Consider the following 22,553-nt stretch of genomic DNA (forward strand, 5'->3'; position numbering starts at 1 on the left):
GTCAGGTCGGCGCGTGCCGTCCAGCCCTCGGCGGGGCGGTGCGGGAGAAGACGCCGCCGTCGGCGCGGGTGAACACGAAGCGCAGGCCGGTGATCTGCTCGACGGGGACGTCGGGCAGCGTCGCGGTCGCCGCGGGCGTGCCGGCGATCCACTCGCCGTCGTGCTGCACGTCGACGCGCACCTGATCGGCGCCGCGCGGGAGCTGCACGCCGTCGACCGAGACGAGGCGGAAGCGGCTCCAGAAGTTTTGGTCGACGTCCTCGATAACGACCTCCTGCGTCGCCACGGTGGCGTCGCCGTCGGTGGCCTCGAGCGCGACCGTCACCGGGTTCGCGCGGTCCTTCTCGAGCAGCGAGCCGGGCGAGATGGTCTTCGCCGCGGTGACGTCGAGCTCGCCGTCGACCAGCGGCACGTCGGCCGGATCGTCGGCGTAGGCCGCCGCCCTGGGGAAGAGCACGGGGTCGAACGACTGGGCGAACGCGGCGTTGGGCACGGTGACCGGCTCGACCGGCGCGTCGGCGTCGCTGCGCTCGGTGATGCGCAGGCGCGTGTCGAGCTTCATCGTCAGGTCGACGCCGGTGGCGATCGAGCCGCCGGCGGCAGCCGGGTCGGCACCCTGGTAGAGCACGCTCACGCCGACGACGTCGGCCAGCGCCGCGGCGTCGAGAGCCGCCGCGTCGGCGAGCGGCAGCACGCGGGTCGAGAGCGCGCCGTCCGCCGCGCGGAGCCAGAGGGTCACCCGCGAGGCGCGGGTGTCGACGCCGGAGCCGGACGGGATCTCGAACGCGATGCGCATCAGGTCGACGCGCTCGAACGGGTTCGTCGCCGGGTCGTACTCCGCCGCGGCGAAGGGGTCTGCGCCCCAGCCGTCGGCGGGAAGCTCGCAGTCCGTGACGGTGGCGTCCGTGCAGGGCATCGGGTCGGTCACCCGGATGTAGGACGCCCGCGCGGACGAGTTGTTCGTGGCCGTGACGGTGTAGGCGATGTGGGGGTAGCCGTCCTGCGCGACCTCGTCGGCGACGGGAATGGGGACTTCGTCGCGATCGGCGGTCTTGGTCAGCAGCACCGCGGGCTCGTGATCGATCAGCACCACGCTGGAGCGGTCCTCCACGACGTGCACGCCGTCGTCGACGCCGGTCACGCGCATGGTGTTCCAGATCGCGCCCGGCGCATCCTGCTCGTCGTTGAAGACGCGCTTGCCGGTCACCCACGGGTTGCCGTCGCCGGCTACTCGCACGGTGTTGCGCAGCCGCCAGCTCAGGTCGAACGCGCGCCAGTCCCCGTCGGCGTTGGTCGCGACGCCGGATCCGACCGACGGGCGCAGCGGGTCGGTGCTCGCGGCACGCGCGGCGTCGTTGGGCACGACGGTGATGCGCACGCCGGTGGCGGCCGCCGACTGCGCGGCCGAGAGCGTGTATCCCACGAAGCGGGTGCCGGTGATCCAGCCGCCGTTCGGTGCGGGCACGACCTGCCATGCGCCGTCCATATAGAGCTCGATCGACTGGATGGTGTCCCAGCGCCAGCGCGCGTCGTCGATCGCGCGGATGTGCGTCAGGTCGAACGCCTGGAAGACCGTGTTCTCCGGATCGGCCTCGCCGCCGGCGGGGTCGGCGACCGTGACGGACTCGTAGCCCGTCGCCGTGAGCCCCCAGGTCAGACGGCTGTTCGCGGCCTGGCCCGACTGGGACGGCAGCGTGGCGGGGTTCCAGGACTTGTCGGCGAAGAGGGCTCCGTCGCCGTCATAGGCGATCACGTGGGCGTCGGCCACGTCGGTGACCTCGTCGCTCGTGACGGTGGTGCCGCCCTGCACCGCGCCGACACCGGACGCCACAGCGAGGTTCTCATAGGTGACGCGCTGATCGCCAGGGACGGCCGTGGGCCGGCCGTCGTCACGCAGGGTCGACCGCGCCTTGTACACCGCGTTCGGCGCCACGGTCGTCCCCGCCGCGAAGCCGACGGCGTTCTCGAACGTGAAGCGGAGGCCGGTGACGGCCGAGAAGTCGATGCCCGGCGCGAGCTCGCGGAGGTCTCCCGAGACGATGCGCGTGGTGTCGGACGCCTCGAAGATCGTCACGTCCTGCCACGTGCCGTCCGGCATCCGCGCCTCGACCGTCAGCGTCGAGCCCGACAGCAGCTGCGTCGGCGCGATCGCCGTGGGATCGAAGGCGTTCCAGAAATCGGCGGCGACGTCCTCGCGCCAGACGTCCTCGACGACGAGCCGGGTGGGGACCACGTAGGCGGAGTCGGTCGACGTCTTCGTCGGCAGCTGCACCACCACGGTGCCGCCGGCGGTGACCGCGCCGGTCGGGCTGATCTGCTTGTCGAGCTCGAGCGCGATGTCGGGGAAGAACACGCGCAGCGGCGCCGTGGCCTGGGCCTCGGCCGACCCGGCCGGGTTCGTGCCCTCGACGCGCACCGTGTTCGGCGCCTCGACCGGGCTGCGCTCCTCGCTGGGTACGAGCTCCACGGCGGTGTCGATGCGGAACGGCGCCTCGATGACGGCACCGCGCTCGACGGCGCCCTCGTACGAGATGGCGAAGCCCGTCAGGTGAGCGCCATCGGGCGCGGCGGGGGCGACGGGCGTCTCCCCGGCGGCGAACGGCGTGACGACGGGGTCGCCGTCACTGAAGGACCACGTGACCGACGCGGATGTGGCGCCCGCGGGGTAGGCGAGGGGGCTCGTGAAGCCGCCGAAGCGAAGGGCCTCGGTGAAGTAGTCGGTGTCGCGGATGGTCAGCGTGCTGAGCGGTCCGTTCGAGGCGTTCTTCGCACCCAGCACCGCCTCTGCGCTGCCTCCGGCGGGGATCCGCGCCGGGGTGATCGACTTGACCGCCTCGACCTTCACGTCCAGGCCGCCGATCTCGTAGGGCGCACTGGCGCTCTTCGCCACGGGCTCCAGACCGGGTACGGCGACCGTCGCCACGACCTCGTTGGTCGCCGAGGCACCGAGCACGAGAGCGTCCTCGGTGGCACGGTCGGTCGATCGCTGCGCGACCTCGAAGCTGATCGATCCGGCCTCGCCGTCCGCCGCGATCACGGCGCCGTCGGCGCTCGTGAACGAGAACCGCAGGCCCGCGACCTGATCGGCGGCCACGCCGGCGGGCAGCACGGGCGCGCTCACCGCACCCGGCTGACCGGCGACCCACGTCCACGAGCCCGCGTTGTACACGTAGGCGTCGACGGTGAGCAGGTCGGCGCCCTCCGGCGCGGACACGGCACCGAAGGCGACGAAGTCGACGATGCGGAACGGGTTGCTGTCGGCGAGCTGGGCGGCCTGGTCGTCCGCGCCCTGCGGATCCTGCAGCGTCAGCGACTCGGCATCGATGTTGGAGGCGTTGCGCACGTCCAGACGCACGGTCGAAGCGACGCCGGGCTGGAACTGCTGCGAAGCCGGTTCCCAGGTCTTCGCGACCTCGACGTCGGCGACGCGGTCGATGGCCACGGTGACGTCGGCGGAGTCGGATGCGGGGTCGGCGGTGGTCGCCGTGGCGGTGGCGGTGTTGGTCACGACGAGGCCGTTGAAGGGCCAGGTGGGCGGCAGATCCTGCGGCACCTTGAGCGTGAGACTGACCTCATACGTCTGGCCGGCGGCGATGCCGACCAGCTCGCCGTCGAGCGGCTGCAGGAACTCGACGTGCAGCTCACAGGCCTCCGTGATCACGTCCTCGCACCCGGCGAGCGTCGCCGTGGCCGGCCGGGACGACGGGAGGACGCGCAGGTCCAGCACCTCGAAGCCGGCGAAGGCCACGGGGATCTGATCCGTCAGCTCGGCGTCGACGCAGTCGGCGTCGTCGCAGCCGACCGTGATCGTGTACGTGAACTCCCCTCCCGGCTGCCGCTCGATGCTCTCGACGCCGTCGACGGTCTTCTGCACGCTGAGGGCGGCCGCGGCCGCGGCCGCGGCGGGTGGCGCGGCGACCGCTCCCGCCGTGATGGCGACGGCCACCAGGACCACGGCGGTCGCCACGCGGGCGAGCGCGCGTGACGCCCGGGTACGCAGGATCAAAGACGGTGCGAACATTGCCACTCCCTGGCACGGCGAGCAGCACCCGGGTCGCGAGAAAGCGGCCCGGATGCGGAGCTTCGCGCATGCGCGGTAGAGAACCCCTCCCCCGAGGAGCTCGTGAACAGAAGCGGAGAGCCCCCTCGGGTGTGGGGGTCCGCACGAGCGACATCTCCGTCCGGGCTGAGATTCGGGTTCAGGCCGGGGCGATGCCTCGGATCACATTAGGGGTCGGACTCCGAAGAGCGCGGCGGGACGACACTTTTTCACCCTCCGTTATCACCCCTGCCCGGGGAGTGCAGATGCCGGGGGAAGGCCCGTCGCCGGTGGGAGGTCCGCCCGCCCGCGTCTCCGTACGGGGGATGAGAGACGCGGACGGGCGAAGAGGTTACTCCTTGGCGGCGGTGTCGCTTTCGCGGCGGCGGCGGGTGGCGAGCAGGATGCCTCCCGCGATCAGCAGGGCCAGGGCCGTGCCGATCACGCCGGCGGCGATGGTGCCGCCGGTGGCCGCCAGCGGCGGCGGGACGTCCTTCGGCCACTCCGGCACCGCACCGGCGTCGGCACGATCGGTGAGGTCGTTGTGGACGATCACCGCCGAGTTCGCGAACCCGCCATCACCCTCCGACCCGGGCTCGGGCAGAGCCAGCGTCGAACCGTCCGCGGCGTCGGTGTCCAGCGTGGAGGTCACCACCACCCGGTAGGTGTGGTTGCCTCCGGCGGGGAGGGTGCCGTCGGCGACGACGTTCTCCGCCGCACCGTCCTCACCCAGACCCGTCCAGCCCTCCGCCAGCGTGACACCCTCGGGCGCCTCGGTGATCCTCGCGCCGGTGACCTCGATGCCGGCGCCGTACCGGAGCCGGTCGACCACCTGGTAGTCACCGGCGGCAGCACCGTCGTTGGTCGCGACGATCTCGTACGTCACCGACCACTCGCCGCCCTCCCCCTGGACCGGCTCACCGACGATCGACTTGGTGATGTCGATCGACGGCAGCGGAGCACAGTCCGTGTCGGTGATGGTGCCACCGGACGGGTCTGTCAGCGTCGCGGCATTGTTCAGACCCTGCTCGAGGAAGTTCCCCCCAGCCGCAACCGTGCAACCCGGAGCTGCCGTGCCATCGGCGTCGGCGTCGGCGAAGTGCAGCGGCACATCCACCACCACCGTCACGGTGTAGACGTGGGCGAAGTAGCCCTCGTCATCCAGACCGGCGATCTCCACGTCCGTGGCGATGCGCTGGTTCTCCGCACCGTCGAACGCGTCGTCGACCTCCACACCTTCCGGCCCTGCGACCGTGACGGTGTCGACCGTCACCTCGCGGGCGAACAGGAACTCGTCATCCAGGTCGTACCGGGTGGCCTCCAGACCGGTGTTGCCGACCGTCAGGTCGTACACCACGGTCCACTGACCCTCACCGGCAGGCTCCGCCGACACCAGCTCCTTGTCCAGGGTGGGCTTGCCGGGGATGAGGCACGCGTCGTCGTCACGGTCGATGCCGTTCCACGACACCGCCGCGATGTTCTGCAGCGTGCCCGCCGCAGCACCACCGTCGACCGTGCAGGTCTCCGCGATCGCACCGTCCACAACGCTCAGGTCGACGGCGTAACGGATCACCACGGTGTAGGTGTGCACCACCGGAGCACCGTCCGCGGCCGCGATCGGCTGGTCGGTGACGATGCGCGCGTCACCGTCGGTGCCGAAGTCGGGGTTCAGGCCCACCGAGTCCGGCGCGTCCGTGGTGACGTCCCGCACCCCGATAACCGTGACGCCCTCACCGACCGCGAGGCGGTCGTCCAGGTCGTACTCCCCCGCGGCGGGACCGGCGTTCGACACCGCGATCTCGTAGGTGGCGTCGTACACGCCCTCCTCGCCCTCGACCGGCACCACCGCACCCGAGAGGGACTTGGTCGTCCCGATCAGCGGCAGCGGGGCGCAGTCCTCATCCGAACGCGTCTCACCGTTGTGCGTCAGCTCCACCGTGTTCGACAGCCCACCGGCCTCACCCGAACCCGCAGGCGGGCAGCCCAGCGAAGCCGGGGTGACCACATCCAGATCCAGTGACACCACGACCTGCACCTGGTAGGTGTGCGTCCCATCGGCCTCGAGGGCGACGTCGGCGGCGATCAGGTTCTCACCCCGACCGTTCCACGCCTCCTCAGCCGTCACGCCCTCCGGAGTCGTGATGACCTCGGCCGACTCCACCGCGATGCCCTCACCGAACTGCAGCTCATCCGCGATGTCATACACGCCCTCGGCCGCACCCGTGTTCGTCGCGGTCAGGTCGTACGTGATCGTCCACGTGCCATCCCCGTTGCCCGTCGGGCCGTCCGAGATGGACTTGTCGACCGCGATCAGCGGCAGCGTCGGGCAGGTGGCGTCGACCACCTCGATGCCGTTGTGGTCCAGCAGCGTGCCGTTGGCCAGACCACCCGAAGCACCCGAACCGGGCGGCGGGCACTGCAGCGCTGACGGAGCGATCGTGTCCTCATCCATCGACACCACCACCTCCACCTGGTAGGTGTGGCTGGCGCCCGTGTCGAGCGTCACCGTCGAGGCGATCAGGTTCTCCGCCGCGTCGGCCGCGTCCCCCAGGCCGGTCCAGCCGCTCGCCAGGGTCACGCCCGCCGGAGCGGTGATGTCGGTCGACTCGATCTCGATGCCCTCACCGAAACGCAGCTGGTCGTACACGTCGTAGTCACCGGCAGCGGCGCCGACGTTCTCGGCCACGATCTCGTACACCACCGTCCATGTGCCATCCCCGTTCGGGACCGGGCCGGAGGCGACGGTCTTGTCGACCGTGATGAACGCCACCGTGATGCACGCCTGGGCGTCATCGGTCAGGTCGTTGTGCTCGATCTGCGCCGTGTTCGACAGGCCGCCGCTGCCGCCGCCGGCCTGGTCGCACGACGTCACCACCGGGGCACCGTCTGCCGCGTCGACCGAGAGCACGACCTCCACCTGATAGGTGTGCGTCCCACCCGCGGGCAGGGTCACGTCCGCCGCGATCAGGTTCTCCGGATCGGTCTGCCCCGCTCCGAGACCCGTCCAATCCGGCGACGCCGTCACACCCTCGGGCGTGGTGATCACCCGGCCCGACTCGACCACGAGGTCACCGTCGGCGGTCATCATGTCCGTCACGTCGTAGACGCCGTCCGCGTCACCGGCGTTCGTGGCGACGATGTCGTACACGACCGTCCAGGTGCCGTCGCCGTTGGGCGTCGGGCCCTCGGAGACCGACTTGGCGATGTCGATCGACGGGATCGGCGCACACGCGCGATCCTCCTCGACCTCACCGGCACGGTCGGTCAGCGCCGACGTGTTGCTGAACGCGCGGTTGCTGTCGTCCGCGTCGGCGCCGCACTGCGTCGGGTCATCGGCCGTACCTGCACCCGGCAGGAACAGCGGCACCTCCGCCACGACCGTCACCTCGTAGTGGTGCGCCGCGTAGCCGGTGTCGTCGGTGCCGAGCAGCGGCACGCTCGTCGCGATCCGCGTGCTGTCCGCACCGTCCCACGCGGGTTCGGCGAGGTCCACGCCATCAGGCGACTCCGTGACCTGCGCCGACACGATCGTCGCGTCGTCCGCGAAGCGCAGGGTGTCGTCGAGCGTGTACACCGTGGCCGACGTCGACGTGTTCGTCACGTCGATGCCGTACACCAGCTCCCACTGCCCGTTCCCGATCGGCGTGGCGGAGATCAACGACTTCTCGTGAGTCGGGTCGCCGTCCACGGTGATCCCGGCGGGGTCGCACAGGATCACCGGAGCTTCCCCGTCGGCCGGGGTGTCGGCCGAACCGCAGGCCTCGTTGACCACCAGATCGGGACCGCCGGCTTCGAGGACCACCTCGTACTCGTGCGTCTCCGACTCGCCGCGAGCCAGTGACTCGACGGGGAAGGAGCCCAGCTCGGGCTGCTGGTCGTCCGTCACCTGCAGGTTCGTGATGGTGCCCTGGCCCACGTTCTCGACCACGATGCGGTAGCGCACCGTGTCGCCGACCCGGAAGGCCGGGAAGTCGCCGGGCTCATTGGCGTCGTGCCAGACGCCGTCGAGGTCCTGCACGTACTTCTTCAGATCGACCGCGTAGCAGCTGCCGATCGTCGTGGTCGAGGACGACACCATGGGCAGCTCGGTGTGCTCCGCGATCGACGTCGCCGAGTTCACCAGGATCTGACCGGGCTTGTTGTCGCCGTCTGCCGGGTCCTCGCAGCTGGAGGCCGCGGGCGTGTCGAACGCAATGCGAATCGTCTGCGTCGCACCCGGATCCAGCGCCGGTCCGATGATGCGGATGGCGGTGGGGTTCGGGATCGCCGTCTCCGACCAGCCGACCGTGTTGCCCGCGACCGACCCCGGCTCGTCGCCGTTGGAGTCATCTCGCGGATCGGCGCTCACATCCTCCGGCGCGGCGGACGTGTAGTACACGGTGGAGCCCGCGGGAGCCGTCACGCCCGTCACCGTGTAGGTGCCGTCGATGTTCGTGCCTCGGCCGTCACCCACGTGCGGAAGCACGTCGATCGTGTCGGTGAACGCGCTGGGATCGGGATCCTCGGAGCGCACGGTCAGCACCCACGCCGAGCTGTCGCCGAAGAACGACACCAGGTTGTCCTCGCTCGACTTCGCGAGGTTCGTCGACGACGAGCTCGGCACCAGCACGGTCGCGTTCGCGGTGCGTCCCGGAGTCGTCGCAGGCCGGTTGTCGCCCGGCACGTTGATGACCGCAGTGTTCGTCAGCCTCGTCCCCGGCACGACCGCGCCGTCCGCGGGGATCTGCGCCCGGTAGGTGATGTCCTGGTCCACGTTGGCCTGCACGTTCGTGAACTGCCACGTGAGGGTGCGGCCGTTCACGGTGGTGGGCGCGGGACTGCCCGATCCGGGCACGTACTCCATGCCGTCCGGCAGCGTGTCGACGACCTCGAACGACACCGGCGGCGGGCTCGTGATCACGTTCTGCGCCTGGGCGCGCAGGCTGTACGTCACCGGCACACCCGGCTCGGCGGTCGTGGTGCCGACCTCCTTGGAGATGACGCCCTGCGGGCCCTGAAGCCGGAACGCGTCGCGGAAGCCGTTCGTGTTCGGACCGTACGTGCTGCCCGGGATGACGCTGCCACCCGACGAGGTGGACGCATTGACCCAGCCGTTCGATGTGGGGAAGCCGGGCCAGGGGTTCGTGGGCCCGTTCACAGCTCCGACGGTCCACCCCTCGCCGCTCGTCGGCGCGGCCTCGTCGATGGGGCCGAGGACACGCAGGAAGGCGTAACCCTGAGCGAATCGGGGCCGGTCGATCGCGGGGTTCCAGGTCATCTTGACGGCCGTGACGCCCGCCGGGAGCTGCATGAGGATGTCGCTGCCGATACGCGGGTCGGTCAGCTCATGGCCGACGGGCGGGACCACCTCGACCCACTTCGCGCTCGGCGCGGCATCGCTGCAGGTCTCGGTCTTCGTGTCGATCGCCGCAGTCGTGTAGAAGAATCGCACCGTGCTGAACTGGAGGTACCCGGCGCCCGGGTCCCAGCCGCCGCCGTCGACCCAGGTCGGCACGAATGCCGGGTTCTGATTCATGGTGCAGACGCCCGCCATCTGCGCGCCGCCGGCCCCCTGGTAGCTGTTCCACATGCGGCTGTTGGCCTGCATGTACAGAGGCAGGTCCTGGATCGTGCCGTCCGCGACCGCCGCACGATAGTCGTCGATGTCTTCGATGCCCGGCTGCGGCAGCTCGAGGCCGGCGCCGGTGCCCGGGCTCACCCAGAGGTTGGCGTCCCACGTGGAGCGAGAGGCAGCCGGGCTGCCGGCCCAGTGGTTGCTGAACCCGCCGGGCGGAGTGAGGGTCGTGTTCGTCGTGTTGTTGCCGGAGTTGGTATCGGGCGCCGTGACGCCATCCGTGAACGTGAACGCGCCCGGGGCGGCCGTGAATGTGTAAGGGGTCAGCTGCGTCACCGGCGAGGGGATGCTGAACTGCACGGTTCCCGAGGCGATGTAGCTGCCCGTGCCCGGCAGCGGCTGGCCGAGGCTGTCGTTCCTCGGGGTGTTGACCAGCGTGTAGTCGAGGTTCGACAGGGAGATCGTGTAGTTCGCGCCCGAGCCGCTCACCGTGCAGTCCGGGAAGTTCGTGCGGTCTGCGACGGCGGGGTCGGAGTACGGCTGTCCCGTCGACGCCGAATTCACCCCGACGGGCACACAGCCCTCCCACTGGAAGCCCGTCATCCCGCCTGCGACGGTCGACCCGACGGTGAGGGGGAAGGAGTATGAGCTCGGACCAGGGCGGCTGCCCGCATCCAGGATCAGCGAGAAGTTCATCTGCACGAAGGTGCGGCTGCCGCCGGAGCGGCTGGGCTGAAGGCCCCCCTGGTACCCCTGTCCCGGAGCGGAGACCAGAGACAGGTCCATGCCACGCGTGTACGTGATGGGAAGCGGGCCGGGATCGGCGGGACCGGCCTCGGCCACTGCCGAGTCGGACGTCGCGGTGCCGCTCAGCGTGAGGTTGCCGCCGCTCGTGCCCGAGGCGCGGACGGGCGACTGGATCAGCGTCGAGGTGCCCTCGCGCACGGTTCCGACATTGCACAGCAGCGTGGCGCCGTCATCCGAGATGACCGAGACCGGGTCGACTCCCGTGGTCTTGCACACGGCCGGGATGCTCGTGAAGACGCCGTTGCCCGCGATCAGCGTCGCGCGCACGTTCTCGACGTCCTCGTTCGCGAACGGTTCGGTCGCGTCGTTGGTGTTGATGCGCCACTCGGCGGTGACCGGCTGCCCGTAGGGCGCCGAGGTCGGGGCCGGATCGCCGGCCCAGCGCGCGGTGATCTCGTGATCGGTCGGCACGGCGGCCGCCGGTGCCGCGACGAACACCGTCGCCGCCGCGACGAGAAAAGCCGTCGTGGCGGAGAGCCCCGCCCGGAAGCGGCGCCTCCGCGCGCTCACGGCCGTCGGAATGCTGCGCATAGTTCCCCCAATGCGGAATGCTGGGTGCCGCCGGAAGGGACAGGTCCGGCGAAGACGGTGACAGCGCCCGTTCAGGGAGCACTCACCCAACACTCAGCTTTGAGGAGCGGCAGCGGCAGAGCCAAGGAATGCGGAGCGAAATCACCCCGGCATCACCCTCGCTCCGCCGGCCTGCGCTACCGGAGAGGCGCCTCGTCGCTCTCGTCCAGCAGGCGGCGTTCGAAGGCGACCGCGAGCGCGGTCTGACGATCCGAGACGCCGAGCTTGCGGTACAGCAGCCGCAGCTGCGTCTTGACCGTGTTGACGGAGACGTGCAGCTGCTCGGCGATGCCGGCGCGCGAGGCATCCGGCTCGGCGAGCGCGCGCAGCAGCGCCACCTCGCGAGTGGTCAGGGTGAGCACGGAGGACTCGGGAAGCACCGCGTGGACCCGAACGAAGAGATCGCCGTAGCCGCGCAAGGTCAGCGCGTCGCGCACCCGCTCGAAGTCGCTGCGCGGCAGGAACGCCAGCGGCAGCCGCAGACCCGTGGAGCGCGCCAGAGCTCCCAGTCGATCGATCGCTCCAAGGGCGCGGAACGTGCTGGGCAGACGCAGCAGCACCGCGGCCTCGATGGCCGTGGCCTCCGCCACTGTGCGGGGCGAGAGCCCTTCGACCGGCAGGGCGGCGATGGCATTCAGCGCGGCGTGAAGGCGACCGCGCACGAGCTCCACGCGCGCCAGACCGACGCGGATCTGCGGCGTCGTCCCTCCGGTCTCGCGCAGCAGGACGCCCGCGGCCTCCACATTGCCGAGTGCGAGCTGCAGCAGGGCCCGGACCGGGGCGAGCCGGCACTGCGCGTACCGCGAGCGCCCGTCTCCCGCACGCATCCTCAGGACCCGGTCCAGCTCCGCGAGCCCCTCGCCCGGGCGCCCGGCCACCAGGGCGATCGCGGCCTCCAGACGCGCGCGCTCGATCCACCCCTCCGTGACCGCACTGACGGGACCGATCTCCGCGAGGTGCCGCGCCGCCGCATCCGTCTCGAAGTCCTCCAGCTCAAGCAGCGCCGAGGCGAGCTCGACGTGCACGCGACCGCGTGGGCCGATGTCGCCGTCCTCCCGTCGCACCTCGACGCGGGCGCGCGCGATGTTCTCCCGGGAGGACAGGATGTCTCCCTCGAGCGCCTGCATGGCGCAGATCGCCGCGCGATTGCCGCTGCTGTCGGCAGGGGACTTGGACGCCGACAGACCGCGCAGGAACGCCACAAGCGCCTCTTCGCTCCGGCCGGACTCGAAGAACGTCCATCCGAGGTCTGCGTAGACCCGAGGGAGCTGGCCGATCTGCGCGAGGTGCTCGTCGGCGGCGACGTTGAGCAGGCGCACGGCCGCCCGCGCGGCGCTCGTCGCGCCCCTCATCTGACCGAGCTGGCGCAGGGCCGCGCTCTCAGCGCAGTGGAGTGCGATCCGCTCCGGCACGGCGGCCCGCGGATGACGCGCCCGGGTCGCGAGCACGGCGATCTCGAAGTAGCGCGAGGCACGCGGCCGGGTCGCGGGGTCCATGAAGCTCGCGAATCCCAGCAGGAGCCCGAGCAGCGAATATCGCACCAGGTGATCGCTCGGAACGGGGGTGAGGAGAGTCCGCACTTCCGCCGCGTGGGCGTCGAGCAGACCGGCCCACGAGCTGATCACCTGCGCGTTGGCGAGATCGACCCGACCGGAATCGAGCGCATCCCGCAGAACGTCGATCGCTTGCTCCGCCACGGTGTTGTCGGACGCCCCCGCGCCACCCAACAGCTGTCGCCCCACGGCGCACTACCTCCCCCATCAACGCGCCACCGCCTGCGATGGCGGGGGAACTCGGGCATCGACCCGGGCTCCCCCTCGCGATCGCGCGCGTCCATGTGTCCGACCTGCAGAAGGCCGGGCGGACGTTCCCCCTCCTTGTTGATACCAGGTTCACCCGGCATCCCGGGATCTTCACCCCTGGTTTTCACCCCCGCGGTGCCCGGGGAGTCCTTGCGGCGTCCGAGGGTGTCGTGCCTTGCCGGGGCTGCCGCAGCACGCTTCACCGCGAGACCTCACCGGAGCGGCGAGACATCACCGCACGTCGATGACTCGCGCCGACGATGAGGTCTCGCGGGGCGGCGTCCCGGGGCGGCACCGCGCCCCGCGCGTCAGGGGCGGCGGAGCAGCGCGTGCGCGACGAGGCCGGCGACCAGCGCCCAGAACGCCGCGCCGATCGCGAGGATCGAGACGCCGCTGGCGGCGACCACGAAGGTGAGCACCGCCGGGATGCGACCGTGGTCCTCCGACATCGCGGCGCGCAGGGACGATCCGAGGGTCGGCAGCAGGGCGAGTCCGGCGACGGCGGCGAGCACCCCGGGCGCGACGCCGACGAGCGTCGTCAGCGCGGTGGAGAGCGCGGCGAGCACGAGGTAGAGCAGCGCCGACACCCGCACGGCGCGCCAGCGCTCGGCGGGATCCGGATGCGAGTCCGGAGAGGCGGCGAGCGCAGCCGTGATCGCCGCGAGGTTGATCGCGTGACCGCCGAACGGCGCGCCGGCCATGGTCCCGACACCCGTGACGACCATGCTCTCTCGCCAGGGAGCGCGGTATCCGTACGAGGCGAGCACCGCCGATCCAGGCACGTTCTGCGACGCCATCGTCACGACGTACAGCGGCAGCGCGATGCCCACCGCGGCCTGCCAGGTGAACACCGGCAGCACCGGCTCGAGCACGGGAAGGACGGGTCCGTCCAGCCCGCCGTGCAGTGCCGCCTCCACGCCGAGCACGATGAGTCCCACCGCGAACGCGGCCGGCGACGCCCAGGTCGGAGCGAAGCGGATCAGCATCAGCCAGACGAGGACGATCGGCAGGATGTCCGACGGCTGGTCGATGAGCGCGCGCACCGGCGCGAGGCACAGTCCGACCAGGACGCCCGCGAGCATGGCCTGCGCGATCGGCGCGGGGATCGCCGCGACCGCACGGGCCAGGGCCGGCCACAGCCCGGTGAGCACGATCAGCGAACCCGCGATCGCGAACGCACCGACCGCGGCGGGCCAGCCGCCCTCCGGCACGGTGCCCGCCGCGAGCAGCGCCGCACCCGGCGTCGACCACGCGAGCACCACGGGCAGGCGCGTGCGCTGGGCCAACCAGAGCATGCCGAGCGCCTGCGTCAGGCACAGTGCCACGAGGCCGGACGCGGCCTGCGCCGTGGTGGCCCCCGCGGCCTGCAGGCCCGCGAGCACCACGGCCGACGAGCTCGCGAAGCCCACCAGCGCGGTGGTGACCCCTGCCAGCGCGACACGTCCGCGATCCATCCGTTCAGCGTATTGACCCGCGAGACCTCATCCGCGCCACGAGACATCGCCGCACGGTGATGTCTCGCGCCGGAGCTGAGGTCTCGCGGCGGTCGCGGGTCCCGCCACGGCCGTAGCCTGGACGCATGGGACGGCAGCGGCGCGGAGAGGCGGAGACGCCCAGCGCCCGGCTGTCGGACGGACGGATCGCCCGGATCGTGCCGAGCGAGTACGCGCACGGCTACGAGGTCGACGTCGACGGCACGCCGCAGTCGCACGTCGATCCGTCGGATCCCACGCACCTGCACTTCGAATACGTCGCGCGGATGGGCGCCGTGATCGATCAGCTCCCCGACGGCCCCCTCACGGCCGTGCATCTCGGTGCCGGCGGGCTGACGATCCCGCGGTACATCGAGGCCACGCGGCCCGGATCGCGGCAGCAGGTGATCGAGCTCGAGCAGGCGCTCGTCGACCTGGTGCGCGAGAACCTGCCGCTTCCGCGGGGCGCGAGCATCCGGATCCGGATCGGCGACGCCCGTGAGGGCCTCTCGCGCCTGCCCGCCGCGATGGCCGGATCGGTCGAGCTGCTGGTCTCGGACGTCTATTCGGGGGCCCAGACGCCCGCGCACCTCACGACCGTCGAGTTCTACCGCGCGGCCGCGGCGCTGCTCGCACCGGCCGGCGTGCTGCTGGTGAACGTCGCGGACGGATCCGGGCTGGCGTTTGCGCGGCGGCAGGTGGCGACGATCCGCGAGGTGCTCCCCGAGGTGGTCGTGCTGGCCGAGGTGCAGGTGCTGAAGGGCCGCCGGTTCGGCAACCTCGTGATCGCGGCCTCGGCCGCTCCCCTGCCGACGGACTGGCTGCCGCGGCTGATGGCGGCGGGGCCGCATCCGGCCAAGGTCGCGCAGGGCGCCGAGATCGACGCGTTCATCCAGGGCGCGCGCCCCGCGGTGGACGGCGACGCCACCGACTCGCCGAAGCCCAGCGCGGTGCTGTTCGACCGGTAGCCCGATCCGGCGCACGTGGGCGTGGCCTGCTCGCGATCGCCGACGTCCGGGTGACACTGGACGGGCCACGGCCGCGGGAAGGGAGTTGCGCAAGTGAGCTACATCCACGGGTACGACCCCGACACCCTGCGTGAGATCGTCGATCCGGCCGAGTGCCGCGAGCGCCTGGCCGAGATCGGGCAGCAGCGCAGCCTGCCCGCCCTGCTCGAGCGCGTGTGGCTGCTCAAGGTGCTGGGTCAGCTCGACGACGCGCTCACGCTGTCGGAGCAGGCCGTGCGCCTCGCGCGCATGTCGGGCACCCGCAAGGACCTGCTGCGTGCGCGCATCCTGCACGCGTCCGTCCAGCAGTGGCGCGGCGCGTACGGCGCGGCCGAGCACGAGCTGTCGACGTGCGCCGATGAGGCCGAGGGCCAGGGCTGGAACTCGATCGCGGCGTTCGCGCTGCAGCACCGCGGCAAGACCCGGTACGACGCCGGCGACATGACCGGGGCGCGCGCCGACTTCAAGCAGTCGCTGTTCCTGCGCCAGGAGTCGGGCGCGACCGACGCAGAGCTCGAGCCGACGATGCTGTGCATCGAGGCGGCCGACCGGCGCCGCCAGCGCACGTCGATCGCCAGCTGAGACGCGGCCGGCGCGCCCTCAGCCCGCCCGGTGCCGCGCGTACTCCTCGATCACGACGCCCGACTCGAACGCCCGCACCGACACCAGCTCGAACCGGCGCGGCTCGTACGGCGCGTGGCCGAACAGCGGGATGCCGGATCCGAACGCGAACGGGTTCCGCTTGAGCACCAGGCGGTCGATCTCATCGATCAGCGTGCCCGCGAGCTCGCCCCCGCCGCACAGCCAGATGTCGAGCCCGTCCTCCTCCTTGAGCTCGCGCACGGTCGCGACGGGATCGTGCGTGAGCGTGACATCCGGCGCGACCTGCTTGTCGCTGCGGCTCGCGACGTACTGACGCAGGTGCGGGTACGGGCTGCCGATCCCCACCTCCAGGCCGGGCAGCAGCGTGTTCCAGCCCATCACCACGGTGTCGAACTTGGTGCCCGGAGCCTCGAGTCCGAGCGCGCCGAGCACATGGGCCGGGATCGCGTCGCCGAACTCCCCGAACAGCACGGAGGCATGGTCGCCCTCGACGAGAAGCGCATCCGCCGCTCCGTCGGGGCGGCGATGTGCCCGTCCAGGGAGACGGCGACGTAGTAGACGAGTTCGCGCATCCTGCGCTCCAATCACGACAAGTGTTGTGGTTTTGCACCAGAGTACGACAGATGTCGTGGTTCGCGCTACCCTTGATCCATGGCGAGGAACGACGATCGACGAGCCGCGCTCGCGGATGCGGGCATCCGGGTCCTGGCGGAGTCCGGCGCGAGAGGACTCACGCACCGCGCGGTCGACGCCGCGGCCGGCACGCCGCGGGGCACAGCCTCGAACTACTTCACCACGCGCGACGCACTGATCGCCGAGCTCGTCAGCCGGATCGAGCAGCGGCTCGCACCGGATCCCGAGGTCCTCGCCGCGCGCGCGGCCGAGAAGCCCTCTCGGGCGCTGTTCGCGCGCTACATCCGGGATGTCGTCGCACGGCTGTCGGCCGATCCGGATGTCGCGTTGGCCTTGTTCGAGCTGCGCCTCGAGGCCGCGCGTCGCCCCGCGGTGGCCGAGGCCCTGAGCGCCTGGCGCGGGCGCGGCTTCGACGCCGACGTGGCGTTCAACGAGCAGGCGGGCCTGCCCGGTTCGCGCGCCGACATCGCGCTGTTCCACTACGCGATCGACGGACTCATGCTCGACCGCCTGACCGTGCCGATCGATCCCGGCACCTCGACCGACGACATCGTCGAGCAGCTCGTGGCGCGACTGCTGCCCTGAGAACCCGCGTCGTCGCGCCCGGACGTCCGTGACGGCGGATAGCGTTTCGGTTGTGTCGGATCTGAATCGCGTGCGGGTGTGGGCCCAGGCCCTCATCGATCACCACCTGGATCCGTCGTGGACGTTCGGCTTCGACAACGCCAAGCGCCGGGCCGGGCTGTGCGACTACTCCCGCAAGCGCATCTCGGTGTCGCGCTACCTGACGGCACGGTACGACGACGACACGAACCACCAGACCCTGCTGCACGAGGTCGCGCACGCGCTCGCGGGGCCGGCCGCCGGGCACGGACCGGCGTGGAAGCGCATCGCGTCCGAGTTGGGATACGTCGGCGGCACCACGCACCGCGGCGAGACCGCGAACGAGCTCGCCCCCTGGGTGGGTGTCTGCCCCGCCGGGCACGAGGCGTATCGGCACCGCCGCCCCACGCGTCCGATGTCGTGCGTGAAGTGCGCGCCGCGGTTCGACGCGCGCCACCAGTTCCGCTGGCAGCACCGGGAGATCACGGCGGCGGCACGGATGGCGGCGGCGACGCCGCGCTGATCTCGCGCGGCGCGCGGCTGCCGCTGTCGGCTGGCGCGCGGAAAGGTGCGCCTTGAGCACCGCACCGCGGCCCGACTCGTGCATTCGCCGCACCATTGCGGGGACAGTACGGATACCGGCGGGCCGGCTGTCCGCCGCGCCGCGTCACTCCGTCGCGGCTCGTGGGCGGGAGTACTCCAGCTCGGGGCGTCCGCGGGAGCCGTGGCGGGCCGCCCGCACGGCCACGCCGCGATCGGCGAGGTGCTCGAGGTAGCGCCGGGCCGTCACGCGCGACAGCCCGAGCGCCTCGGCGACCTCCGACGCCGAGCGCGCATCGGCGCCCTCCGCGAGCAGCTGCGACACCGCGTCGAGCGTCTCCTCCGACAGGCCCTTGGGGAGGCCGGGTGCGTTCGACGTCCGCAGCGCCGCGAAGGCCGTGTCGACCTCCCGCTGGCTCAGCGTCGAGACCGGGGCGCGCATCCTGTCGAAGAAGTCCCGGTACGCGGCGAGCTTCTCGGCGAACACCTCGAACACGAACGGCTTGATCAGGTACTGCACGACGCCGACCGCCACCGCCCGGCGCACGGCGTCGAGCTCGCGCACGGCCGTGACCGCAATGACGTCGACGGCGAGACCCGACGCGCGCAGCTCGCGGCACAGATCGAGGCCGTGACCGTCGGGCAGGTTCAGATCGAGCAGCAGCAGGTGGATCCGCTCGCCGCGCGCGACCGCGTCGCGCAGCTCGCGACGTGCGGCGCTCGCGGTGTGCGCGAGCCCGGCCACCTCGAACCCGTCGATGCGCCGCAGGTACTCGGCGTGCGCCGCCGCCGTGCGCGGGTCGTCCTCGACCACCAGCGCCCGGATCATCCGGCGACCCCCACCGGCGCCGGCAGGATCGCCGTGAAGACCGCGCCGCCGCCGGGCGCCTCCGACACCTCGACCGTGCCGCCCAGCCCCTCGACCACCTGCCGCACGAGCGTGAGCCCGTAGCCGTGCGCCGGCGATCCGGCGTCCTTCGTCGAGAACCCGCGGCGGAACACCCGCTCGCGGTCCTCCGGCGCGATCCCGTCGCCGCTGTCCGTGACCTGGAACACGAGGGATCCGTCGTCCGTCGACGCCAGGTACACCTCCACCCACGCGTCGGTGTCGCCCGTGCGCGCCGCCCTGGCCGCGGCCGCGTCGGTGGCGTTGTCGATCAGGTTGCCGAGGATCGTCACGACGTCGGCCGGCTGCAGGCCCTGCGTGCCCGGCGCGAGATGCGTCTCGAAGTGCATCTCGACCGCCCGCTCGTGCGCCTGCGCGGCCTTGCCGAGCATGAGCGCGGCGATCACGGGCTCGTCCACGGCGTGCAGCACGCGATCCGCCAGCCGCTGCCCGAGGTCGCGCTCCGACGCCGCGAACTTCAGCGCCTCGTCCGCCCGCCCCAGTTCGATCAGCGTCGCGATCGTGTGCAGCCGGTTGTCGAACTCGTGGGCCTGCGCCCGCAGGGCGTCGGAGATCGTGTGCACGCTCGACAGCTCGCCCGTGATCCGCCGCAGCTCGGTGTGATCGCGCAGGGTCAGGATGAGCGCCCGCCGGCCGCTCAGCCCTCCCCCTGTCAGCTCGGTGTCCTCGCGCGCGAGCAGCAGGTCGCGGCCGTTCACCCGCTCCACGCCCGCGAGGTCGTCGGCGGCGAGCAGCGCGCGCACCTGCTCGGGCAGCCACGGCTCGTCCACCGCGAACGGCGCCGGACGGTCGATGCCGAGCATGCGCACGGCCTGGTCGTTCGCGAGCACGACGCGGCGCGGTCCGTCCGGGCGCTGCTCGAGGAGCAGCAGACCCTCCTCGAGCGAGTGCAGCACGGCCTCGTGCGCCGCGAACAGGCGCGCGAGCTCGTCCGCGTCGCGTCCGTCGGTCACGCGGTCGAGCCGACGAAACAGCCCGAACGCGGCGAGCGCGCCCAGTCCCAGCACGACCACCGTGAACGCGCCGACGATCTGCAGCCGCGTCATGATCGAGGCGGTCACGCTCTGCAGCGTCACGCCCGCCGACACCAGGCCGACCACCTCGCCGCTCACGCTCACGGGCGTCACCGCGCGCACGGACGGCCCGAGCGTGCCCTCGTACACCTCCGTGAACGTCTCGCCCGCCAGCGCGGGCTCGATCGTGCCGAGGAACTCGCCGCCGATCCGCTCGGGATCGGCGTGCGTGTAGCGGGTGCGATCGGTGTCCATGATCGTGACGTAGTCGACATCCGTCGCCCGCAGGATGCCCTCGACGTACGGCTGCAGGCGGGCGGATGCGCGCGTGACGGAACCCTCGCGATCCGACACCGCCTCCTCGTGCGCCCGCGCGACCGCCTGCACGACCGACGGATCGATCGCGAGCGTCGTGGCGAGATCCGTGCTGATCTCGGCCGCGCGATCGTGCGCGGACGTGTGCGCGTCCCACGCCAGGCCCACGAACACGACCGCGACGCCCGCGCACAGCACGAGCCCCAGCTCGATGAGGAACCGCCGGGCGATGCTGCGCCGGCGCTCCCGGATGGGGCGCGCGTCGCCCGCCTTCCGGGCATCGGCCGCCCGAGGCGCTTCCTCGCGTCGCATGCCCTCCATTGTCGCGGGCGGCGGCGCGCGCGGGTCACCCCGCGGCGAGAACACTATGCACGCAAGTCCCGGCCGGTGCCGCGGCGCGGACAGGATCGTGACGCACATCGACGGCGCTGTGCGCTCCGCCTGCATCGAGGCGAGAGCGGGCGCCCCGGCCAGAGGAGAACCCCATGGCGACGACGCCATACGCACCCGGAAAGCCCGCGCGCACGCGCGGCCTGGACAAGCAGCACTGGCTCTACATCGCGGTCATCATCGCGGTGATCGCCGGCATCATCGTGGGGCTCGCGGCGCCCGAGTTCGGCGCTTCGCTGGCCTGGATCGGCAAGGGCTTCGTCGCGCTGATCAAGATGATGATCGCTCCCGTGATCTTCTGCACGATCGTGCTCGGGATCGGATCCATCGCCAAGGCCGCGACGGTCGGCAAGGTCGGCGGACTCGCGCTCGGCTACTTCCTCGTGATGTCGACGTTCGCGCTCGTGATCGGCCTCGTGGTCGGCAACATCCTGCACCCGGGCGAGGGCCTGCGGATCCCGAACTCGGGGTACGAGGTCGAGGGCGAGGCCGAGACCACGACCGACTTCATCCTGGGCATCATCCCGACCACCCTGTTCTCGCCGCTCGTCGGCGACTCGGTCCTGCAGGTGCTGTTCGTCGCCCTGCTCGTGGGCTTCGCGATCCAGCAGCTCGGATCGCGCGGCGAGCCGATCCTGGACGGCGTGCGCGCCATCCAGACCGTCGTGTTCCGTGTGCTGACGATGGTGCTGTGGGTCGCGCCGATCGGCGCGTTCGGCGCGATCGCGGGCGTCGTCGGCGAGACCGGATGGGGCGCGGTCGTCTCGCTCGCGACCCTGATGATCGGCTTCTACGTGACGTGCGTCCTGTTCATCGGCGTCGTGCTGGCGGCCGTGCTGTGGTTCGCGGCGCGGATCAACATCTTCTCGCTCATGAAGTACCTCGGCCGCGAGTACCTGCTGATCGTCAGCACGTCCTCGAGCGAGTCGGCGCTGCCGCGCCTGATCGCGAAGATGGAGCACGTCGGCGTCTCGAAGCCCGTCGCGGGCATCACGGTGCCGACCGGCTACTCGTTCAACCTCGACGGCACCGCGATCTACCTCACGATGGCGTCGCTGTTCATCGCGACCGTGATGGGCACGCCGCTGACGATCCCCGAGCAGATCGGCCTGCTGGTGTTCATGATCATCGCGTCGAAGGGCGCCGCGGGCGTCACGGGCGCGGGGCTGGCCACGCTCGCGGGCGGTCTGCAGACCTACCGTCCGGATCTCGTCGACGGCATCGGCATGATCACCGGCATCGACCGCTTCATGTCCGAGGCCCGCGCCCTGACGAACTTCACGGGCAACGCGGTCGCCGCCGTGGTGATCGGCGCCTGGACCAAGGAGTTCGACCGCGATCGCGCGCTCGACGTGCTGCGCGGCGACCTGCCGTTCGACGAGCGGTCCATGACGGGCGACGGACACGGATCCGAGCTGCCGCAGCTCCCCGAGGACGGCCAGGGCCCGTCGCCGATCTCTGCGACGATCCCGACCACCGCCGGGCGGCGCTGAGCCGACCCGAACCGCGAGGGGTCGACGTCGCCGGGCTGCCCGGCGCGTCGGCCCCTCGTGTTGTGCGTACGGGGCGAACCGGCCTGGCAAGGCAAGAAGGTGCGGCGTGCGCACCTCGCGGCAGCGTCACTGGTGCCTTCGCCGCACCAATGCGCGGTCTGCGGCAGAAAGGCTCAGAGCCGCACGAACGCGCCGCCGCGCAGCACGGGCACGACGTCGAGGTCGTCGACCTTCGCCGCCGCGTGCACCTGTGCGAGGCGATCCTCGTCGCCCTCGAGCTCGCGACCCGATCCGCTCGACGTGAGCAGGTGCTTGACCGCGCGGCGCAGCGCGTTGAACGACTCGGCGGCGGCCACCGCCTCGGGTGAGGAGTGGTCGATGCCGAGCGGCGTGAGCGCGTCGATGATCGCGCCGGCGCCCAGGTGGTCCTCGACGGCGAAGCGGATGTCGCCCTCGGGCGTGCGCTCGCCGCCTGCGATGATCGCGATGCTCGTGCGCTGCTGCCGGCGCTCCTGCTCGGCCTTGATCGCGCGCGCGACGGCCGATGCGTTGCGCAGCGCGCCCGCCAGGATCAGCGGCTCGCCGGGAGCCTCGGCGAGCGCGCGCGAGATCCCGCCGCCGTTCGGGCAGGGCGAATCCGCGACGGTGACGGTGTTGCCCTCCGCGACCGCCGCGGCGACGTTCGACGAGAACCGGATGACGTCGACCACGACGTACACGTCGGCCGGCGCGAGGCGGCGCAGCCCCTCGACGCCCCACTCGAGACGGACCTGGTACGTGGACTGATCGAAGGCGGAGCTCACCC

General features: G+C 71.6%; 13 protein-coding genes. 5 read left to right on the forward strand and 8 right to left on the reverse strand.

Going from position 1 to position 22,553, the window contains the following annotated elements:
- Position 1: 1 nt before the first annotated feature.
- The 4 genes from BJP60_RS13770 to BJP60_RS13785 all read right to left on the reverse strand — a co-directional run bounded on the left by BJP60_RS13770 (position 2) and on the right by BJP60_RS13785 (position 14,226).
- Positions 2 to 3,967 carry a hypothetical protein gene (locus BJP60_RS13770; RefSeq protein ID WP_238439446.1) on the reverse strand — a complete coding sequence of 1,322 codons (3,966 nt, stop codon included), beginning with the start codon at positions 3,965 to 3,967 and terminating at the stop codon, positions 2 to 4.
- A gap of 424 nt (positions 3,968 to 4,391) precedes the next feature.
- The gene (locus BJP60_RS13775; RefSeq protein ID WP_203136398.1) at positions 4,392 to 10,910 is read right to left on the reverse strand and encodes a hypothetical protein; all 6,519 of its coding nucleotides are present in this window, start codon (positions 10,908 to 10,910) and stop codon (positions 4,392 to 4,394) included.
- Positions 10,911 to 11,107: 197 nt separating this feature from the next.
- Positions 11,108 to 12,712: a LuxR C-terminal-related transcriptional regulator gene (locus BJP60_RS13780; RefSeq protein ID WP_203136399.1), complete on the reverse strand. Its 1,605-nt coding sequence runs from the start codon at positions 12,710 to 12,712 to the stop codon at positions 11,108 to 11,110.
- 368 nt (positions 12,713 to 13,080) lie between these two features.
- Entirely contained in the window at positions 13,081 to 14,226 is a 1,146-nt protein-coding gene (locus BJP60_RS13785) for a benzoate/H(+) symporter BenE family transporter (protein WP_203136400.1), read from the reverse strand.
- 125 nt (positions 14,227 to 14,351) lie between these two features.
- On the opposite strand from BJP60_RS13785, the gene BJP60_RS13790 reads away from it, so the two are divergent.
- A complete protein-coding gene (locus BJP60_RS13790; RefSeq protein ID WP_203136401.1) occupies positions 14,352 to 15,212 on the forward strand; it encodes a spermidine synthase in 861 nt (286 codons plus the stop codon).
- Positions 15,213 to 15,305: 93 nt separating this feature from the next.
- Positions 15,306 to 15,833, forward strand: coding sequence for a hypothetical protein (locus tag BJP60_RS13795; RefSeq protein ID WP_203136402.1), 528 nt, complete (start codon positions 15,306 to 15,308; stop codon positions 15,831 to 15,833).
- Between the two features lie 18 nt (positions 15,834 to 15,851).
- Here the strand turns inward: BJP60_RS13795 and BJP60_RS13800 are convergent, their stop codons facing one another.
- Positions 15,852 to 16,325 carry a dihydrofolate reductase family protein gene (locus BJP60_RS13800; RefSeq protein ID WP_336244351.1) on the reverse strand — a complete coding sequence of 158 codons (474 nt, stop codon included), beginning with the start codon at positions 16,323 to 16,325 and terminating at the stop codon, positions 15,852 to 15,854.
- Positions 16,326 to 16,505: 180 nt separating this feature from the next.
- Between BJP60_RS13800 and BJP60_RS13805 the strand changes: the two genes are divergently transcribed.
- On the forward strand, positions 16,506 to 17,072 hold the full coding sequence (locus BJP60_RS13805) for a TetR/AcrR family transcriptional regulator (RefSeq protein ID WP_203136404.1): 567 nt from the start codon (positions 16,506 to 16,508) through the stop codon (positions 17,070 to 17,072).
- 52 nt (positions 17,073 to 17,124) lie between these two features.
- The gene (locus BJP60_RS13810; protein ID WP_203136405.1) at positions 17,125 to 17,613 is read left to right on the forward strand and encodes a SprT-like domain-containing protein; all 489 of its coding nucleotides are present in this window, start codon (positions 17,125 to 17,127) and stop codon (positions 17,611 to 17,613) included.
- A gap of 144 nt (positions 17,614 to 17,757) precedes the next feature.
- Here the strand turns inward: BJP60_RS13810 and BJP60_RS13815 are convergent, their stop codons facing one another.
- Together BJP60_RS13815 and BJP60_RS13820 are read right to left on the reverse strand one after the other, a co-directional pair.
- Positions 17,758 to 18,459 carry a response regulator gene (locus BJP60_RS13815; RefSeq protein WP_203136406.1) on the reverse strand — a complete coding sequence of 234 codons (702 nt, stop codon included), beginning with the start codon at positions 18,457 to 18,459 and terminating at the stop codon, positions 17,758 to 17,760.
- Complete coding sequence (locus tag BJP60_RS13820) at positions 18,456 to 20,177, reverse strand: sensor histidine kinase (RefSeq protein WP_203136407.1); 1,722 nt, start codon at positions 20,175 to 20,177, stop codon at positions 18,456 to 18,458. The genes BJP60_RS13815 and BJP60_RS13820 overlap by 4 nt, the downstream gene beginning before the upstream one ends.
- Before the next feature lie 173 nt (positions 20,178 to 20,350).
- Here BJP60_RS13820 and BJP60_RS13825 point away from each other — a divergent pair, with 173 nt between their 5' ends.
- Positions 20,351 to 21,748, forward strand: coding sequence for a cation:dicarboxylate symporter family transporter (locus BJP60_RS13825; RefSeq protein ID WP_203136408.1), 1,398 nt, complete (start codon positions 20,351 to 20,353; stop codon positions 21,746 to 21,748).
- A gap of 173 nt (positions 21,749 to 21,921) precedes the next feature.
- On the opposite strand, the gene BJP60_RS13830 is transcribed toward BJP60_RS13825, so the two are convergent.
- Positions 21,922 to 22,551, reverse strand: coding sequence for a 2-phosphosulfolactate phosphatase (locus BJP60_RS13830; protein WP_203136409.1), 630 nt, complete (start codon positions 22,549 to 22,551; stop codon positions 21,922 to 21,924).
- Between the last annotated feature and the right edge of the window lie 2 nt (positions 22,552 to 22,553).

It is taken from the genome of Microbacterium sp. JZ31 (genome assembly GCF_016805985.1).
GTDB lineage: Bacteria > Actinomycetota > Actinomycetes > Actinomycetales > Microbacteriaceae > Microbacterium.